The 18,752-nt window shown below is 63.0% G+C and carries 15 protein-coding genes; 10 read left to right on the plus strand and 5 right to left on the minus strand.

Going from position 1 to position 18,752, the window contains the following annotated elements; genetic code table 11:
* Positions 1-82 precede the first annotated feature (82 nt).
* Positions 83-547, plus strand: coding sequence for a hypothetical protein (locus tag ACKPCU_RS01995; RefSeq protein ID WP_321349472.1), 465 nt, complete (start codon positions 83-85; stop codon positions 545-547).
* Between the two features lie 292 nt (positions 548-839).
* Here the strand turns inward: ACKPCU_RS01995 and ACKPCU_RS02000 are convergent, their stop codons facing one another.
* Positions 840-2,207, minus strand: a complete 1,368-nt coding sequence (locus ACKPCU_RS02000; RefSeq protein ID WP_321349473.1) for an 8-oxoguanine deaminase — start codon at positions 2,205-2,207, stop codon at positions 840-842.
* 363 nt (positions 2,208-2,570) lie between these two features.
* On the opposite strand from ACKPCU_RS02000, the gene ACKPCU_RS02005 reads away from it, so the two are divergent.
* Both ACKPCU_RS02005 and ACKPCU_RS02010 read left to right on the plus strand, forming a co-directional pair.
* Positions 2,571-3,500: an isopenicillin N synthase family dioxygenase gene (locus tag ACKPCU_RS02005; protein ID WP_321349475.1), complete on the plus strand. Its 930-nt coding sequence runs from the start codon at positions 2,571-2,573 to the stop codon at positions 3,498-3,500.
* 24 nt (positions 3,501-3,524) lie between these two features.
* Positions 3,525-4,514 carry an ABC transporter substrate-binding protein gene (locus ACKPCU_RS02010; RefSeq protein WP_321349477.1) on the plus strand — a complete coding sequence of 330 codons (990 nt, stop codon included), beginning with the start codon at positions 3,525-3,527 and terminating at the stop codon, positions 4,512-4,514.
* Positions 4,515-4,550: 36 nt separating this feature from the next.
* Here the strand turns inward: ACKPCU_RS02010 and ACKPCU_RS02015 are convergent, their stop codons facing one another.
* Together ACKPCU_RS02015 and ACKPCU_RS02020 are read right to left on the minus strand one after the other, a co-directional pair.
* On the minus strand, positions 4,551-5,303 hold the full coding sequence (locus ACKPCU_RS02015; RefSeq protein WP_321349478.1) for an alpha/beta fold hydrolase: 753 nt from the start codon (positions 5,301-5,303) through the stop codon (positions 4,551-4,553).
* Positions 5,296-6,264 carry an isopenicillin N synthase family dioxygenase gene (locus ACKPCU_RS02020; protein ID WP_321349480.1) on the minus strand — a complete coding sequence of 323 codons (969 nt, stop codon included), beginning with the start codon at positions 6,262-6,264 and terminating at the stop codon, positions 5,296-5,298. The genes ACKPCU_RS02015 and ACKPCU_RS02020 overlap by 8 nt, the downstream gene beginning before the upstream one ends.
* Before the next feature lie 107 nt (positions 6,265-6,371).
* Between ACKPCU_RS02020 and wrbA the strand changes: the two genes are divergently transcribed.
* The 7 genes from wrbA to ACKPCU_RS02055 all read left to right on the plus strand — a co-directional run bounded on the left by wrbA (position 6,372) and on the right by ACKPCU_RS02055 (position 16,404).
* A complete protein-coding gene (gene wrbA, locus ACKPCU_RS02025) occupies positions 6,372-7,028 on the plus strand; it encodes an NAD(P)H:quinone oxidoreductase (protein ID WP_321349482.1) in 657 nt (218 codons plus the stop codon).
* A gap of 156 nt (positions 7,029-7,184) precedes the next feature.
* Complete coding sequence (soxR, locus tag ACKPCU_RS02030) at positions 7,185-7,640, plus strand: redox-sensitive transcriptional activator SoxR (protein ID WP_104736803.1); 456 nt, start codon at positions 7,185-7,187, stop codon at positions 7,638-7,640.
* Between the two features lie 308 nt (positions 7,641-7,948).
* Positions 7,949-9,073: an efflux RND transporter periplasmic adaptor subunit gene (locus tag ACKPCU_RS02035; RefSeq protein ID WP_321349487.1), complete on the plus strand. Its 1,125-nt coding sequence runs from the start codon at positions 7,949-7,951 to the stop codon at positions 9,071-9,073.
* Complete coding sequence (locus ACKPCU_RS02040; protein WP_321349489.1) at positions 9,070-12,147, plus strand: efflux RND transporter permease subunit; 3,078 nt, start codon at positions 9,070-9,072, stop codon at positions 12,145-12,147. The genes ACKPCU_RS02035 and ACKPCU_RS02040 overlap by 4 nt, the downstream gene beginning before the upstream one ends.
* On the plus strand, positions 12,140-13,573 hold the full coding sequence (locus ACKPCU_RS02045) for an efflux transporter outer membrane subunit (protein ID WP_321349491.1): 1,434 nt from the start codon (positions 12,140-12,142) through the stop codon (positions 13,571-13,573). The genes ACKPCU_RS02040 and ACKPCU_RS02045 overlap by 8 nt, the downstream gene beginning before the upstream one ends.
* 309 nt (positions 13,574-13,882) lie before the next feature.
* Positions 13,883-14,953 (plus strand): ABC transporter substrate-binding protein, encoded by a 1,071-nt coding sequence (locus tag ACKPCU_RS02050; protein ID WP_104736800.1) that lies wholly within the window; start codon positions 13,883-13,885, stop codon positions 14,951-14,953.
* A 59-nt stretch (positions 14,954-15,012) separates the two neighbouring features.
* On the plus strand, positions 15,013-16,404 hold the full coding sequence (locus tag ACKPCU_RS02055) for an amidohydrolase family protein (RefSeq protein ID WP_321349494.1): 1,392 nt from the start codon (positions 15,013-15,015) through the stop codon (positions 16,402-16,404).
* A gap of 165 nt (positions 16,405-16,569) precedes the next feature.
* Here ACKPCU_RS02055 and ACKPCU_RS02060 read toward each other — a convergent pair whose 3' ends face one another.
* Positions 16,570-17,436 carry a rubredoxin gene (locus ACKPCU_RS02060; RefSeq protein ID WP_321349495.1) on the minus strand — a complete coding sequence of 289 codons (867 nt, stop codon included), beginning with the start codon at positions 17,434-17,436 and terminating at the stop codon, positions 16,570-16,572.
* Complete coding sequence (locus tag ACKPCU_RS02065; RefSeq protein WP_321349497.1) at positions 17,433-18,635, minus strand: amidohydrolase/deacetylase family metallohydrolase; 1,203 nt, start codon at positions 18,633-18,635, stop codon at positions 17,433-17,435. Before ACKPCU_RS02065 ends, ACKPCU_RS02060 begins: the two co-directional genes overlap by 4 nt.
* Positions 18,636-18,752: the final 117 nt, after the last annotated feature.

An 18,752-nucleotide genomic window follows, 5' to 3' on the forward strand; every position in this document is an offset into this window, starting at 1 on the left:
CGGCCACAGGAACGATGGCGACCAGCCTGCTAAGCAGTCCGAGCATGTTTTTTCAGGCTTACCTAAAACAACGCACGCTACCATGCGACAGCTTTTGACGAGAAACACCCAGCGCTATTTGTGCCTCCTGGTTCTTTTGATTCTGGCTCTCCCAGAAGCTCACGCATGTGGGGGGCTGAGTGCTGAACACAAGCTGTTCTTCACCAGCCTGCCCGATCCGCTGCCTGATGCTGACGTTGTGGCCAAGGTAATCTTGCTCGACGTGTCTATTGAGGATTACCGCATAGGCTTGGCAACAGCCAGGGTTACCGAAGTTCTTCAGGAAGCGGAGGGTGGTATTGAGATGGGCGACGTTCTCTCTCTGAAGTACCCGATCACAAGTTGTGGACCTGGCATAAAGCTGGCGAGGTCGGTGTCATCATGGCGATTGCAGGCACCGACAGCGATGGCAGTGTTGTGTGGTTTCCGTATTTCTATCGTGAAAGTGACGATAGAACCTTTGCTCCAGAGACGGAGTTTGACTGGTGATCTGCATTCTAAAAGCTGAGCGCAGAGCGCCCTGACCGGCATTCCCGATAAACGTCATTCCCGCGAAGGCAGGAATCCAGCGATGCGTCCAGCTCGCATGGATCCTCGCCTGCGCGAGGATGACGAGTGGGGATGGAGGCCTAACGACGCGCAGGGCATCAGCCATCTGGTTAGAACAGTTGCGCGTCTCCATTGCCGTCATTCCTACGAAGGCGGGATTCCAGCGAAGCGGCCGGCCTGCATGGATCCTCGCCTGCGCGGGGATAACGAGTGTGGGTGTCGTTAAGCGTAAGGGAGCGGCCGCGCAGCACCTATTTCCCCAACACCAGCTCCCTTGCCAACGCATTGTGCTCTTCAATAATCAGGGGCAGTTCCCGTGTCAGCAGTACGCCGTCTTCAATCACCTGTCGGCCGTTGATGATGCTGTGGGCGACGCGTTGCGGGGTGCAGAAGACGAGGGCGGCGATGGGGTCGATAAGGGCGCCGGCTAGGGCGATGTCGTCGGTGCGGAAGGCGATGATGTCAGCGCAGTAGCCGGGCTGGATGCGGCCCAGCATGTCGGCACGGCCGAGCACGTCGGCGCCGCCGCGGGTGGCGATGTAGAGGGCTTCGCGGGCGCTCATGGCGGTCGGGTTTTCATCGCGCACGCGGGCCGAGAGCATGGCCTGGCGGGCTTCGTCGAGCAGGTTGTTGGTGTCGTTGGAGGCGCTGCCGTCCACGCCCAAGCCGACCTTGACGCCTGCGTCGCGCATCTTGCGGATCGGCGCGATGCCCGAGGCCAGGCGCATGTTGGAGCAGGGGCAGTGGGCGACGCCGGTGCCGGTGCGGGCGAACAGGGCGATGCCCGGGTCGTCCAGATGCACGCAGTGGGCGTGCCAGACGTCGTGACCGACCCAGCCGACCGATTCGGTGTATTCGGTCGGGGTCATGCCGTAGCGCTCCTTGCTGAAGGCAAGGTCCTTGGCGTTCTCGGCGGTGTGAGTGTGCAGGCCAACACCGTATGAACGCGCCAGCGCCGCACCTTCGCGCATCAGGTCGGTGGTCACGGTGAAGGGTGAGCAGGGGCCGAGGGCGACCTTGATCATGGCATCGGGCCCGGCGTCGTGCAGCTCTTCGACCACCCGCTGCATTTCCTTGAGGATGGCCTCTTCATCCTGCTCGACCAGCGCATCCGGCGGCAGCCCGCCCTTGCTCTGGCCCAGACTCATGGCGCCGCGCACGGCGTGAAAACGCATGCCCATTTCCTGCGCGGCCTGCACGCTGTCGTCCAGCCGGGTGCCGTTGACGTAGAGGTAGGCGTGGTCGGCGGCGGTGGTGCAGCCCGACAGCATCAGTTCGGCCATCGCGGTGCGGGTGGCGGCGCGCTGCATGACCGGGGTGATGTTCTGCCAGACCGGGAACAGCGCGGTCAGCCAGTCGAACAGCTCGGCGTCCTGGGCAGCGGGCAGGGCGCGGGTCAGCGACTGGAACATGTGATGGTGAGTGTTGATCAGGCCGGGGATCAGCACGTGGCCGGTCATGTCGATGACCTTGTCCGCGGTTGCTGGCAGCTCGCTGGCGGGGCCGACCGCTTCAACGCGATTGCCACGAATAAAGACCGAACCGTTGGCAATTTCACGTTGCTCGTCATCCATGGTGGCGATGAACAGCGCGTTCTTGAGCAGCAGGGTGGGTGACATAAGGTTCCTCGATATTCGTTATGTTGACCAGAAGGACAAACTTTCTCCTGCCGCGCGACATGCAATTGTGGGGCCGCCGTAAACCGCGCAAATCGGGTGCCGTTGGCCCCATTTCAGCACAGCATCAGTGCATTCACCGCCCAATCTGTACTCCAGGCGGGCAACAAAGCCCATGCCAGAGCGCTTGGCACAGCCCTTGCTTTTTCAATTACTGCGTAACTGGTCAGGTTATGAGTCGTGTCGTCCTGGACTCGGGTTCGAGGGCTAAACCGGCAGGTCGCATTTATCCACCGCTGCTGGGTGTGCCGCTTTTAAGCGCCTGCCCGCTGGCGGCGGTGCATGTACCCGCAACAGGAGACACTGATGACAACGGACTCAATACCGGTAATCAACTTTTCACCCTTTATCGACGGCGACGCCGCGGCCCGCGCCGAGGTAGCGCGGCAGATGCGTCAGGCCAGCAGCGATTGGGGCTTTTTCTATCTGTCTGGCTGCGGCATGCCAGCCGCGCAGCTGGCCGAGGCTTTCGCCGCCTCCAAGGCCTTCTTCGCCCTGCCCGACGACGACAAGCAGGCCATCGCCTGGCAGAACGCCGAGAGCAATCGAGGTTACGTTGGCGTACGCCGCGAGCGGCTGGACGCGAGCAAGCCCGGTGATCTGAAAGAGGCGTTCAACCTCGCACCCGAGCAGCCGGGTGGCCCGCTCAACCTGTGGCCTGCGGCGCAACCTGCTTTCCGGCCTGAGATGGAAGCCTTTATGGCCGAGTGCATCGCTACCGCCGACCGGGTGCTGGAAGCCTTTGCCGTGGCGCTGCAGCAGCCGGACGACTTTTTCGTCACCGCCCACAACCGCCATCACCACACCCTGCGGCTGCTGCATTACCCGCCGCTGCCAGAGGGCTTCAGCCCGCAAGGCGGCGAGAACCGCGCGGGCGAGCATACCGATTACGGCAGCATCACCCTGCTGTTTCAGGATGACGCGGGCGGTCTGGAAGTACGCACCCGCGCCGGTGAATGGCTGGCCGCGACGCCGATCCCCGGCACCGTGGTGGTCAACACCGGTGACCTGATGCACCGCTGGACCAACCACGTGTTCTGCTCAACCCCGCACCGGGTGAACGTGCCGCCCCAGGCGCAGCACCGCGATCGCTATTCCATCGCCTTCTTCTGTCATCCGAACAAGGATGCCGAGGTCGCCTGCATCGACACTTGCGCCAGCGCCGACAACCCCGCGCGCTACGCCCCGATTTCTGCTGGCGACCACCTGCTGGAACGCCTCAACGCGACTTACTGAGCTCACCATCAAGGAGTTTTACCCATGCAATTCAAGTCTCTGAAACTGACCGGTCTGGCCTTGGCGCTGGGCTTCAGCGCCGCCACTACCACCGCCGCCGACCTGATCCCGGTGACCGTCACCACCACCTGGTATGCACAGGCCGAACACGGTGGGCTGTATGCCGCCAAGGCCGCCGGTATCTACGAGAAGCACGGCCTGGATGTGACCATCGACATGGGCGGTCCGCAGGTCAACAACGTGCAACTGCTGATGGGCGGCAAGACCGATTTCAGCATGGGCTATGCGCTGCAATCGCTGAATGCGGTGAAAGAAGATATCCCGCTGGTGACCGTGGCGGCGTGGTTCCAGAAGGACCCGCAGTCGCTGGTGGTGCATGAGGGCGTCGGTAACGACAGTCTGGAAGATCTGGCCGGCAAGGGTATCCGTATTCCAACCGCCGGGCGCGTGGCCTACTGGCCGTGGATGAAAGCGCAGTACGGATTCTCCGATGAGCAGCTGCGCCCGTATGACTACAGCTTTGGCCCGTTCATCGCCGATCAGCAAGCGATCCAGCAAGGCTACGTGACCAACGACGGATATTTTCTGGCCAAGGAGAGCGTAGCGGCCAAGAGTCTGCTGCTGGCCGACTACGGCTGGGATGCCTATGCCTGTACGCTGGATACCACCGCCGAGATGCTGGAGAAGAACCCGGACGTGGTCAAGGCCATGGTTGAAGCCACCGCCGAAGGCTGGGCAGCCTACTTCGCCGACCCGGCACCGGCCAACGCGCTGATCAAAGAGGCCAACCCGGAAATGGCCGATGAGCTGCTGGCCTACAGCACCGCCAAGATGCAGGAAGAAGGCATTCTGCTGTCGGGCGATGCGGCCGACGGCCAATACGGCATCATGACCACCGCGCGCTGGAAAGGCTTCTTCGAGGATATGGTCGCAGCCGGCACCCTGCCAGCCGACCTGGACTGGCAGAAAGCGTTCGACATGACCTTCGTCAAGGCCATGTACGGCGCGGAGTAAATCAAGCAGGGAGCCGCTTGCGGCTCCCTGCTTCCCTCAACTGGCAAACGCCAGCAGCGCCTCGGCCACCGCCGCCGTCTGCACTACCTGCGGTACGTGCCCGCAGGCCAGGCTGACCACCTGCGCACCCGGCACTAGCGCCTGCATCTTGCGCTGCGCGGCCAGCACCACTGAGCGGTCATCGGTGGCTTCCACATACAGCCGCGGCAGGCGGCCAAAACGCTCGGCAGTCCATTCGGCGACCAGCGCGCGGGTGCCTTCGGGCTGGCTGCAGAAACGCTGCGCCGCCGCCATCGCCTGCTCGTGCGGCAGATCCTGCAGGAAGATTTCGCACACGGCCTCCGGCGGCACCTCCGAGGATTGGCGATCCTCCGCCCAGTGTAGATGCGGCCAGATGCCGGCGGCCTCCGGGCGGGTCTGCATCAGCTCGGTGGTCAGTTCAGCAAAGCCGAGCCCGGAGGGCAGCATCATGCCGGCCAGGTAGGCCACGCCAACCACACGCTCGGCGAGCATTTCTGCGGCCTGGGTGGCGATCACGCCGCCGCCGGAATGGCCGACCAGCAGCAACGGGCCTTCGATATCGGCGCAGGCGGCGGCGATATGCGCCATGCAACCGGCCATGCTGATATCTTCGGCTGCGGCCGGATGCTGCGGGTTGCCCGGCATGTCGAGCGCCAGTACCCGGTGGCCGGCGGCTTGCAGTTCCGGTGTCAGCGCATCCCACACCCAGCTGCCGGCCCAGGCGCCGTGGATCAGCACGAAGGTAGGTTTGTTGATTTGCTCAGGCATAGGTCCTCCGGTACATCTCCTGCAGATGCGCCTCGACCGTGGTCACCGGATAACGCGGCGCATCGCCCGGCTGCAGGCAGACCGGCAGGCAGCGCACTTCGTGATCGGGGTTGCCGCTATAGAAGAACGGCACCGAGTAGCGCTCGGCACCGGAGGTGTTGACCACCCGATGCAACGTCGAGCGGTAGCGATCATTGGTCCAGCGGGCAATCATGTCGCCGAGGTTGACCACGAAGGTGCCAGGAATCGGGTTGGCGTCGATCCAGCGCTCGCCCTTGGTGTCCCAGACCTGCAGGCCGGGTTTGTCGTCGAGCAGCAGTACGGTGATGCCGCCAAAGTCAGTGTGTGCGCCGCAGCCCTTCTCGCCGGGCTCGGGGTTGCCGGGCTGAGGCGGGTAGTGCAGCAGGCGCAGGGTGCACAGCGGCTGCTCGCAGAAGTCGGCGAAGAAGTCTTCCGGCAAGTTCAACGACAACGCCAGCGCGGCCATGATCTTGGCGCTGAGCTCAGTCATTGCGGCGTAATACTGCTCCATCGCCGGGCGGAAATCGGTAACACCCTGTGGCCATTGGTTAGGCCCCATATTGAAGCGGGTCAGCGCGCGCGGATCATCGGCGGGCACCTCCTCACCGATATAGAAGCCTTCCTTCAAATCCGGCGGCGCTCCGGCCTCCAGCGTCTGGCCGCGCAGCGGCTCGTATCCGCGGTTTGCCTTGGACTGCGCCTTGTCGACCGCCAGCTTGTCGGTCATCGGCAGGCCAAAGAACTGTTTCGACGCAGCGAAGACCTGCTCGATCAACGCAGGTTCGATACCGTGACCGCTAACGTAGAAAAACCCGCTCTGCTCGCAGGCATCGCGCAGCGTCGCAGCCATCGCTGCCTTGCCCTGTGCCGAACTGCCGCGCATCGGGCTGATGTCGATCACCGGCAGGTTGGCTGCCTGCGCCCCGTACTGTTCTGTCATGTCATGCTCCGGAAGATGAAATACAAGGTTGTCCATCTGGTCAGGTATTCATATTGCATGCCAGCCCATGTAGCGATTTGTTCAAACTCACTCAGGAGCATCCATTCATGACCCCATCGCGCATCACCATCGTTGTTGATTCCCGCTACGGCACCACGCTGACACTGGCCAAGGCCATCGCTGCAGGCGCTGCCCATGAGCAGGCCGAGGTCCGTTTGCGCCGGGTGGCATTGTCCGAACCGGAGTTCAGCGTCGATACCGAACGCGCCGATTTTATTGCCGCCCAGGCCGAATACCGCGATCTGCCGCAGGCCAGCATGGCCGATCTGGAGTGGGCGACCGGCATCATCTGGGGCTCGCCGACCCGCTACGGGCTGATGAGTACGCCGCTGCGTGCCTTTATCGACGAGGTCGCACCGCTGTGGCGCCAGGGCGCGCTGATCGGCAAGGTGGGCGCTGCCTTCACCTCCACCGGAGGCATGCACTCCGGCAATGAGATGACGCTGATCTCGCTACTGCTGCCGTTCCTGCAGCACGGCATGATCCTCGCTGGCGTGCCGCACAGCGTGCCGGAGCTGGTGCACACCCGCAGCGGCGGCTCGCCCTACGGCGCCTCGGCGGTCACCGGTTTCAACGGCACGCTGGGCGTGGATGAGGGTGAGCAGGCGATTGCCCGCGCACTCGGTGCACGGGTTGCGCGTCTGGCCGGGCAGATCACCCCGGAACCGGCGTCGGTCGATCTGGCGGCGGGCCAGTCGCACTGAGCCGATAGCAACGACCCAATGCGGTGCGAAAACCGCGCCGCAACGGGTAGCTCGCCACAAAGCTGTGCAAAAGGTCAGCATTTTCTGGACAGCTTGGGGTTGCCAACAACAGGCTCACTCCCCTATAAGACTCTCAAGTTCACTTGAGGTGTTGTCATGACCAAGGCGGCAGTGACCCAGCGCATTCTGAGCATCGGCGAGGTGAGCCGTCGCAGCGGCTTGCCAGCATCCACCCTGCATTTCTACGAGTCCATTGGACTGATCACCAGCACCCGCTCCGCCGGCAACCAGCGCCGGTATTCGTCCCGCGTGCTGCGCTATCTCGCGATCCTCAAGGTGGCGCAGCGCGTCGGCGTTCCGCTGGAGGACGTACGCGCCACCCTGGGCCCGTTCGACCCCACGGTAAAACCCTCATCCCGTCAATGGAAGGAAGCAGGCCAACGCTGGCGAGCCCATCTGGATGAGCGCATTTCTCAGTTGCAACGGCTGCGCGACGAACTGTCCGGCTGCATCGGCTGCGGCTGCCTTTCGCTGGAAGATTGCCCGCTGCGCAACCCGAATGACGTGATGGGCGAAAAGGGCCCGGGCGCGCATATTCTCGAACGTCCCTGACGTTTCCTCCTACCCTCCACCGCGAAGACTCTCGCAGTGTATTCGGCGCTTGACCTTAAGTTAGCTTGAGGATTTATAACTGCCGCCGCTTCCTGAAAACAGCCTTGCAGCAAGGAAGCTGCCTTTGCCGAATACACCCGTTTCTGCCTTGGCAGGCGGGGTGGCGTTTGCCCCCCGCCAATGCGCTTCCAACAGCACCTTGAACCACCGACGCCGACCAAAGAAGCCGGCAAGTTCAGGGTGCGGCTTGCGAGCCAACTGGCCGCGCAGGGGAATTCGACAACCGTCTGCTTTGGAGTAATTACCGCATGACTGATTCACTGCCATCCGGGCGTGGCACAGGCTGGAAGGCCATTGCTACCGTTCTTGTTGTTATCGTTCTGATCGTCGCCGGACTCTGGTTCTGGCGTGCCGCCCGCAACGACGGCGGGGGCTGGCACGGGGGCGGCCCGATTGACGTGATCGCGCGCCACGTCATCCGGCAGGACGCGCCCGTCAGTCTGCGCGCCCTGGGCGAGTTGCGTGCGGCCCGTCAGGTGGTGTTGTCCGTCGAGGCTTCGGGCCGCGTCGCACAGATCGCCTTCGAGCCGGGCCAGCAGGTTGAGCGCGGCAGTCTGCTGGCCAGTCTGGATGATTCAGTCGAGCAGGCCGAGCTGATCGCCGCCTGCTCGCGCCTGACCTTCGCCAAGGAGCAGCTTGAACGCGCTCGGACACTGTCTGCCAGCGGCGCCATGTCCCGCGAGCTGCAGCAGCAGCGACAGGCCGAGTACGACGACAGCCGCAGCCGGGTTGAACTGCTGCAGGCGCAGATCAGCCAGAAGCACATTCGCGCGCCGTTCGCCGGTCGACTGGGCATTCGCCACATCGACCTGGGGCAGTACCTGAATCCGGGTGATCGCGCAGTCAGCCTGACTGACCTCAGTGAACTGCAGATCAACTTTGACGTGCCCCAGCAGGAGCTGGCGCGCGTGCGCCTGGGCCAGACCGTGCGCATCGACACGGGCCTGTCTGGCGTCGAACCAGCAACGGCGACCATCACTGCCATCGAGCCGCAGGTCGCTGAAGATACCCGCAACGCTAGCGTCCAAGCGACACTGCAAAGCCCTGGCGCGCAATGGCTGCCAGGTATGTACGCGAGTGTGGAGGTAATGCTTCCTGCTGAACCCGAGGCGCTGCTGGTACCCGCAACCGCACTGATTACCAGTGCGTCGGGCAACCTCGCGGTGGTGGTACGCGAGATGAACGCCGAAGGCATGGGCAGCGCCGAGCAGGTTCCGGTCACGGTCAGCCGCTACATCGGCGAACAGGCCGTAATCGCCACCGGGCTGAACACCGGTGATCTGGTCGTGACCGAAGGTCAACTGCGCATCCAACCCGGCAGCACTGTGCATGTCGTGAGCCCGCAAGCGTCCGCGCCCGGGGGTGAGCAATGAAGTTCACCGATCTGTTCATTCACCGGCCAATCCTGTCGATTGCGCTCAGCGTGATGATTCTGCTCACCGGCCTGGCGGCGCTGTTTTCACTGCCGATCCGCCAATATCCGCAGATGGAAAGCGCGACCATTGTGATCACCACCCAATACCCCGGTGCGTCACAACAGACCATGCAGGGTTTTGTCACCACGCCGATCGCGCAGGCCATCGCCGGCGCCAACGGTATCGAATACCTGACCTCAACGTCCACGCTCGGCCGCAGCGAGATCAAGGCCAAGCTGGTGCTGAACGCGAATGCCGACCGCGCCATGACTGAAATTCTGGCCAAGGTGCAGCAGGCCCGCTATCAGCTGCCGCCAGAGGTCTATGACCCGGAGATTCAGAAGCTCACCGACGGCGTGTCCGCGGTGCAGTACCTGACCTTCCGCAGCGATCAACACAGCATCGCACAGATCACCGACTTCATGGCGCGGGTCGCCCAGCCGCTGATCACCTCGGTGCCGGGGGTGGCGTCTGCGGACATCAGCGGAGGCCAGACCTACGCCATGCGACTGTGGATTGACCCGATCAAGCTGGCTGCACGTGATCTGACCGCCAGCGATCTGGTCAACGCGCTGCGCAGCAACAACGTGCAGGCCGCGCCCGGTGCATTGCGCGGCGACAACATTCTGGTGCCAATCACCGTCGCGACTGATCTGCGCACGCTGGATGACTTTCGCAGCATGGTGATCAAGCAGGGAGCAGGTGGCGTGGTACACCTGAGCGATGTCGCCACCGTCGAGCTGGGAGGTCAGAACTACGACAGCAGCTTCCTTGGCAACGGCGAATCAGCCGTATCGCTGGCCATCTCGCCAACACCCGACGGCAATCCGCTGGAGATCGTTGCCGGGGTCAACGCGCTGCTGCCTGAGCTGCAGGCAGCAGCGCCGCCCGGCATCAAGGTCGCCAACGTGTTCGACACTGCCCGCTTCGTCAACGCCTCGATCGACGAGGTGCTCAAGACGCTGCTGGAAGCCGTCATCATCGTAGTGGCGGTAATCTTCCTGTTCCTGGGCTCGTTCCGCACGGTACTGATTCCGATCGTCACCATCCCGCTGTCGCTGGTGGGCGCTGCAGCACTGATGCTGGCATTTGGCTTCTCGCTCAACCTGCTGACACTGCTGGCCATGGTGCTGGCTATCGGTCTGGTGGTGGACGACGCCATCGTCGTGGTGGAGAACATCCACCGGCATATCGAAGAAGGCAGCAGTCCGGTGCAGGCCGCACTGCTGGGTGCGCGAGAGATCGTCTGGCCGGTTATCGGCATGACCATCACACTGGCTGCGGTGTACGCACCGATTGGCTTGATGGGTGGCCTGACTGGCGCGCTGTTCAAGGAGTTTGCCTTCACCCTGGCTTGCTCGGTCATCGTCTCCGGGGTGGTCGCGCTGACGCTGTCACCGATGATGAGCAGCTATCTGCTGTCCTCCAAGGTCTCCGAAGGTAAGCTGGCCCAACGCATCGAGCACCGCATGCAACGGCTGTCAGCCGCCTACGGCCGCGTGCTCGGCCATGCTCTGCACGCCCGCAGCGCGGTGGTGCTGGTATGTGTTGCCGTGCTGGCGGGTATCGTCGTGCTGTTCCTCGGGGTCAAGCGTGAACTGGCGCCCAGTGAAGATCAGGGCTACGTGTTTGTCGCCACGCGGGCACCGCAGTATGCCAGCGTCGACTACACCGAACGGGCGGCGCGCGCGGTAGAGCAGCAGTTCCGCGCGTTGCCGGATTATGAGGCCAGCTTTTTCGTCAACGGCACCAATGGCCAGAACAACGGCTTTGGTGGCGTGGTACTCACGCCCTGGGATCAACGTCAGATGACAGCTGCGCAGGTCGAAGGCGCACTCAACGCGGTCAGCTCGCGGATCACCTCGGCCTCGGTAACGGCTTTCCAGGCTGCTCCGCTGCCAGCCGGCAGCGACGGGCTGCCGGTGCAAATGGTATTGCGCGCACCGAGCGATTTCAGCGCACTGTATCAGGCGATGGAACAGATCAAGGGCGCCGCCTGGGGCAGCGGTCTGTTTGCCTACGTCGAAAGCGATCTGGCATTTGACAGCCCGCAGGCCCGGCTGACGATCAACCACGAAAAGGCCGGTGAAATGGGCATCAGCATGCAGGACATTGCCGATACTCTGGCCACGCTGGTGGGCGAAAACTACGTCAACCGCTTCAATTGGTTTGACCGTTCCTACGACGTCATCACCCAGGTGCCTCGCGCCCAGCGGCAAGCACCCGATGACCTGACCGGCTACTACGCGCGAGCCAGCTCCGGCGAGTTGGTGCCGCTGGCCACTGTGGTCGACGTGCACACCCAACCCGAAGCCAACCGATTGCCGCAGTTCAACCAGATGAACTCGGCCACTCTGTCTGCCGTGCTGATGCCCGGTGTGACCATGGGGGCAGCGGTCGACTTCCTGAAGAACCAGCCGCTGCCACCCGGCACCAGCATTGACTGGCTCTCCGACAGCCGCCAGTTCGTCAAGGAGGGCAACCGGCTGGTGGTGTCGTTCGGCTTCGCGCTGGTCGTCATCTTCCTGGTGCTGGCGGCTCAGTACGAAAGCTTCCGTGACCCGCTGGTGATCTTGATGACCGTACCGCTGGCCATCTGTGGCGCGCTGCTGCCGCTCTGGCTTGGCTTTGCAACCATGAACATCTACACGCAGATCGGACTGGTGACGCTGATTGGACTGATCTCCAAGCACGGCATTCTGATGGTGTCGTTCGCCAACGACATCCAGAAGCACGAGGGCCTGAGTCCGCTGGACGCCATGCACAAGGCAGCGATCATCCGCATGCGCCCGGTGCTGATGACCACCGCCGCCATGGTGGCAGGCCTGATCCCGCTGCTGTTTGCCGCTGGCGCCGGGGCCTCCAGCCGCTTCGCCATCGGTATCGTGGTGGTGGCCGGCATGCTGGTCGGTACGCTGTTCACCCTGTTCGTCCTGCCCACCCTATACACCTTGCTGGCCCGTGATCACCGCGCAGCCAGTGCCTCGACCCGTGCCCGCGAGCTGGCCGAAACGGAGCTTCAACATGCCTAGACTGCTTCCCTTACTGACCCTCGGGCTAGCCATCAGCGGCTGCTCGCTGGCACCGGAATACCAGCGCCCGACAGCACCGATTCCAGACCAATGGCAACTTGGCGGGGCTAACCGGGCAGTTACCGAACAACAAACTGACTGGCAACAGTTTGTCGTTGACCCTGGCCAGCGTGCACTGGTCAAACAGGCTCTGAGCAATAACCGCAGCCTGCGTCAGACCCTGCTGGACATGGAAACGGCCCGAGCCCAGTACGGCATTCAGCACGCCGACCGAATGCCGAACATCGGGCTTGATGCCAGCGGCCAACGCCAGCGGATGCCCGCAGACGTCAGCACCAGCAGCGGTGCCGAAACGCAGAGTCAATACCAGGTCGGGCTGGGGCTGGCCGCCTTTGAACTGGATCTGTTTGGTCGCGTGCGCAATCTGTCGGAAGCCGCACTACAGAGCTACCTGGCATCCGAGCAGGCGACGCAAAGCGCGCGTATCAGCCTGATCGCCGACGTCGTAGCGGCCAGCCTGCAGCGGGCCGGCTCCCGGCGCCAGCTGGCTATTGCCGAAGAGACATTGGTTGCCCGCAATGCCAGCCTGGAGCTGATCGGCCTGCTACGCACGACCGGCGCCGCCGATGAGCTCGATTACCAGCAGGCGCTTGCCGAGCAACAGGCGGTGGTCGCGCAGATCGAGCAACTGGGCCGTGCCGTGGCCCAGGCCGAGAATGCCCTGCGCCTTCTCACCGGCGCCCAGCGGTTGGGCTCGCTCCCGCCATTGACCGCCGAGCCATTACAGCTTGGATCTCTGGCGCCCGGTGCGCCCTCCAGCTTGCTCGAAGCCAGGCCAGACATCCGGGCAGCAGAGCACCAACTGTTGGCGCGCCAGGCCAATATCGGCGCGGCGCGGGCAGCGTTCTTCCCACGCGTCAGCCTGACCGGCGCGCTTGGCAACACCAGCAGCGATCTGAGCAATCTGTTCAATAGCGGCCAGAACAGTTGGGCATTTAGCCCGCAACTGACCCTGCCGCTGTTCGACGGCGGGCGCAATCGTGCGGCTCTGGATCTGGCGGTCGCCCGCCGCGATGCTGCCGTTGCCGCCTACGAAGAGCGCATCCAAGTTGCGTTTCGCGAGGTTTCCGACGCGCTGGCCGCAACCGATACGCTAGCCCGCGAGAGCGAGGCCCTCAAGCGCCGGTCTACTGCCAGCCAACGGGCACTCGAGTTGGCTCAGACCCGTTACATGTCGGGCGCAACCGACTACTTCCGGGTGCTGGATACCCAGCAAAGCGAACTACAGGCAAGGCTCGCGCATGTGCAGGTGCAAACCCGACAGCAACTCGCGCTGACGGACCTGTTCCGTGCGCTGGGCGGGAGTTGGCAGTCGACCAGACAGCCCCGCTCGGCGCCCGTTCAGCAGGTCATCTCCCAGCGCTGAGCACATTGGCGGAGTCCCGTTGCGGATTCCGCCACTCCCACCTTGCCTCCCCGGGCGTTCATTTACGGTGCAGTGCCATCAGCAGGTGCACCCAAATTGCTGACTTTTCGATCAGGAAATGCCTCTAGCCCACCATATACAGCCATGGCATGGCTGTTGCTTTCTGATTTGCGCGTTACATAAAAAAACTGATTACCTGGTCAGCTTTCAAAAAACCACAAGCTCAGCCCACTGAGCACTCGAACCTGAAGTCTGGGTTCGTCAACGCCCGCCCAACATTCAAAGCAGTCTAATGAACAGGGGTACTTGATGAACAAGGCAACACGTGCAGCACATTCTTCATTTCGTCAGCGCGCAGGCCAAAAAGCCATAGCAGCACTGCTGGGTTCCGCTCTTCTGGCCATGCCGCTCGCTGCATCAGCGCTGGAAAAGGTCAGCTATCGAACCAACTGGTTTCCGGAAGCTGAGCACGGTGGCTGGTATCAGGCAGCCGTGGACGGCACCTACGAAAAATACGGTCTTGAGGTAGAACAGGAGCCGGGCGGCCCGCAGGTCAACAACCTACAGCTGCTGCTGGCCGGCAAAGCCGATTTTGTCATGCTGCACTCCAGCGGGCAGATTCTCGAAGCCATTTCTCAAGGGCTGCCAATCGTCGCAGTCGCCGCCTTTTACCAGAAAGACCCGCAGGCCATCATGACCCACAAGGGCGTTGGCCACGACAGTCTGGAGGACCTCAAGGGCCAGCCGATTCTGTTGTCGCAGGATGCGCATCAGTCATTCTGGCCATGGCTGAAGTCGCAATATGGCTACACCGATGAGCAGATACGCCCCTATACCTTCCAGATGGGGCCGTTCATCGCCAATACCGGCGTGATCCAGCAGTGCTACATCAGCGCAGAGCCGTTCGTAGTCAAGCAGGCGGGTATCGACCCCAACCTGTTCTTGCTGTCCGACTATGGCTGGAACTCCTACTCGACCCTGATCGTCACCACCACCGATACCGTCGAGAACCGCCCCGAGCTGGTGGAATCCTTTGTCAATGCCTCGGTTGAGGGCTGGTACCGTTACCTGACTGATCCTGCGGCAACCAACATCGAGATCAACCGGCTGGATGCCAACCAGACGCCCGAGCAACTGGCCTACTCGTTCGACGCGATCACCTCGCGCGCCATGCTGGTTTCCGGTGATGCGCTGGAGTTGGGCATTGGTGCCATGACCGACGCTCGCTGGAAAGACATCAGCGAACAGCTCAAGTCCCTCGATCTGCTCGACGCAGACACCGACTACACCAAGGCTTTTACCACTCGCTTCATCGGCACTGATGCGATCAAGGCGATGATGGCCGAGTATCCCGAGGCCGCTCGCGGCGCTGCCAACTAAGCACGCCCACGCCGACGCCTTCGCGCGTCGGCTTTTTTACTTCTACAGAGGCATCCGTAATGACACTTGAGGCCAATGCGCCCGCAACCCGGCGCATCCTGACCGCCGCCATCGTTCTGCCGATGACCCCCGACAACCCGGTGCTGCAGCACGGCGCCGTATTGGTGGAGGCCGACCGCATCGCCGCCGTCGGCCCGCTCGACGAGATTCGCACCCTGGCCCCCGAGGCCGAACTGATCGATTACGGTCAGGCCGTGCTGCTGCCCGGCCTGATCAATACCCACAGCCACTCGGGCTTTTTGCGTGGTACAGCTGAAGACCTGCCGGTGTGGGATTGGCTGCGGCTGTTCATCGACCCGATGCACCGCGTACTGACCGCCGAGGACGCCGAGATCGCCTCCTGGCTGTGCTATGCCGAAAGCCTGCTGTCCGGTACTACCACTTCGGTCGACATGTGGCGCTACATGGCCGGCTCCGCCCGCGCCGCCGAAGCCCTTGGCAACCGTGTAGTGATGGTGCCCTACGTTGGCGAGGCCGAAGGCTACGACTACTTCGATACGCTCGATGACAACGAGGCGCTGATCCAGCAATGGCATGGCAAGGCCGATGGCCGCATCAACGTCTGGGTCGGGCTGGAACACATGTACTACGCCACACCGGAGGCGTGCCGCCGCGCGGTCGCCATGTGCGAGCGCTACAACACCGGTCTGCATACCCACTCCAACGAAGCGGAAGCGGAAATCGGCGAAGCCATGAAGCGCTTTGGCTGCAGCCCGATTCGCGCGCTGGAACAACTCGGCCTGCTCGAACCCGAGCGCGTGCTGCTGGCCCACTGCGTCTGGCTGGATGGCGACGAAATCGCGCTGCTGGCCGAGAAGAACATCGGCGTCGCGCACAACCCGTCGAGCAACATGAAACTGGCGAGCGGCTCGGCCCCCATCGAGCAGTTGATTGCCGCTGGCGTGGCGGTCGGTATCGGCACCGATGGCGAGAAGGAAAACAACAATCTGGACATGCTGGAGGAGATCAAGATCGCCTCGCTGCTGGCCAAACTGCGCTGCATGGATGCCGCCGCCTACGGCGCTTGGAACGTGCTGCGCAGCGCCACCATCGAAGGCGCCCGCGCCATCGGCATGGACGACCAGATCGGCTCACTGGAGCCCGGCAAGCAGGCCGACATCATCGCCGTACGCGCCGACACCCCGCGCATGACGCCGTTCCTCACCGACGGCCCGTTCATGAACGTGCACCACAATCTGGTGCATGGGGCGCTGGGTGGCGACGTCTGCATGACCATGGTCGCCGGGCGCATCGTCATGCAGGACCAGCAACTACTCAACGGCGACCTACCGCGCTACATGAGCGACGCCGAACGCGCCTGCCGCGCCCTGCTGGAACGCCGCGCCGAATGGCTGGCCGAGCATGAGGATGGGGCGTTGTCGCCGTTGTGATGTACCGGCATGCGTTCCCACGCGGAGCGTGGGAACGATCAAACGAGGGGCCGTGCAATTTTGGCCTCGGGCACAGCATGCTGTGCCCGGGTGGCGAATGTTGCTCGACAAATCATGCGCACAAAAAAGGCGACCCGAAGGCCGCCTTTTTCAGTTCCCGCTCGCTCACACGCTGAGCAAGACAAAATCATCCTTGGTTACCAGACATTCCGGGCACATCCAGTCGTCCGGGATATCCTCGAAGCGGGTGCCGGGGGCGATGCCGGAGTCCGGATCACCGACGGTTTCGTCGTAGATCCAGCCGCACACCTGACAGATCCACTGCGGCTTGTCACTGCTCGGCAGCGCGGCGATGCTGTCGCGGGCGATGGCCTTTTCACGCAACCTGCGCTCGAAGGCCAGACGGCCTTTCTGCTCCAGTTCGAAGGCATCCCACACCCGCTTGGTGACACGCTCCTGCCGGTCAGCCGTGGTGGCGAAACGTTGTACCGCCATGCGCCCGAGGGAGACGTGAAACTTCTCGTCCGGGGTGATTTTGGCGAGCACCGCCTGAGTGGCCTCCGGGATGCGCGGCAGAATACCTTCAAAGGCATTAATCGCGCCCAGTTCCCCAGTGATGTTGTGCGCAGCAATACGCTCCAGTGTGTCGTCACCAGCTGCGTAGAACTCGCTGACCCAGGCGACCCACTCCGGTTCCGGCTTCCAGCCGTCCATCGAAGCACCGAGCGACTGCAGATGCGAGGCCAGCAGCTTATAGTGCTTGCCCTCGTCAGCGACCTGCCGGCAAAGGCCGACAAATACCTCGCTCTCGGGCGTATCACGCAGCCAGGAGCCAATGAAGCCAGCCGCTTCACGCTCGTACCAGCACTGGAACTGCAGCCATTCGATCAGCTCCTCACGGCCAAGCGGGGCATAGCCACCAAAGCTCTGTTCCGCTTCCGACAACGCCTCGCGGCGGGCCGCCAGATCAGCCACCAACTGCTCGTAAAACTGCGTGGAATCCACCGCCGCCAGTGCGGCGACGGCCGTCACACGGCCTCCTGCAGCGCATCCGGTGCGCTCTTGAGGTCGTGTACGGCATCATGCCAGGTGCCGGCGCGCAGACAGCCCACCGCGCGCAAGCGGCGGCTGGCTTCGATGGTTTCATGGCCGTCGCTCAGTTGCACGGTACCTTCTTCGATGCGCAGCACGCTGACCTCGGCGCTGCGGCCCACTTTCAGCTCACCGTATTCCTCACCACGCTTGATTGCGGCGGCGGCGTTGACGGTGTTCATGCGGATGATCTCGATCAGCGGCACGCCCAGCGCCCAGATCTTCGACATGGTGGTCGACAACGAGAATACCGGACCGTCGACGTTGAACACGTTGAGGTCAGTGGAAATGGTGCTAGGCATGTAGCCGCGCTCGATCATCCGCCGTGCGGTACGGAAGTGGAAGTCACCGGCGGAGTGGCCGATGTCCAGCAGCACGCCGCGCTCGTAGGCGTCGATGAATGGCTTGGTCGGCTCGCCTTGCGCATCGAGCTGACCGCCGCCGCCGCGGCAGGCGTGGGTGATGATGTCGCCCTTGCGCAGTTGATAAAGCAGCTTGTTAGTGTCCAGCACCGGGGTGTGCGGGAAGGAACCGAGGTGAATCATGACCGGCAGGTCCGGGGCGATGGCGTGAGCGGCATCCAGGAAGGGTGAGCGGTCCGGGTTGTCGGTGATAGTGGGGCGCACCTTGAAGCCGACAATCACGTCGCGGTTGGCATCCACCACCGCCTTGGCGGCTTCGATGTCGATATTGCGCTCGTCACCGGCGATACGCAGGTAATGGCAGATGAAACTCTTGTTCGCCAGATAGATCTGCGACGGATCCATCAGCGCGAACACCTTGGTCTTGGTATCCGGGTGATCAATGATCGCCTTGCGCGCCAGCTCGATGATGGTGGTGCTGGCAGTGCCGGCATCGACAATCACCGGTACACCGGAGTCGACGCCCATCAGGTCGGTCGGCAGACAGAAGTCACCCAGGCCCGGGTAGCAGTGGGTGTGGATGTCGATCAGCCCCGGCGTAACCAGATGGCCGCTGACATCGCGCACCTTGGCAGTGGGGTGATTGGCCGCCGCATTGGCGCCTACTTCAACAATGGTGCCATCCCGCACCACAACATCAGCGACGGCATCCAGCCCTGAAGCCGGGTCGAGCACCCGGCCGCCTTGCAATACCAGATATGCGGTTGACGCAGACATGGTGATTCCTCTTTCACGGATGAGAACCGTACGCCAGGGCGGCGTTATGACAGAGGAGCGTCATCTTGACTCAGGAGTCTGATCCAGGAGGTTCTCTCGGCCCGGAAATTCCCTGCC

This window comes from Halopseudomonas oceani (assembly GCF_963677335.1).
GTDB classification, from domain to species: domain Bacteria; phylum Pseudomonadota; class Gammaproteobacteria; order Pseudomonadales; family Pseudomonadaceae; genus Halopseudomonas; species Halopseudomonas oceani.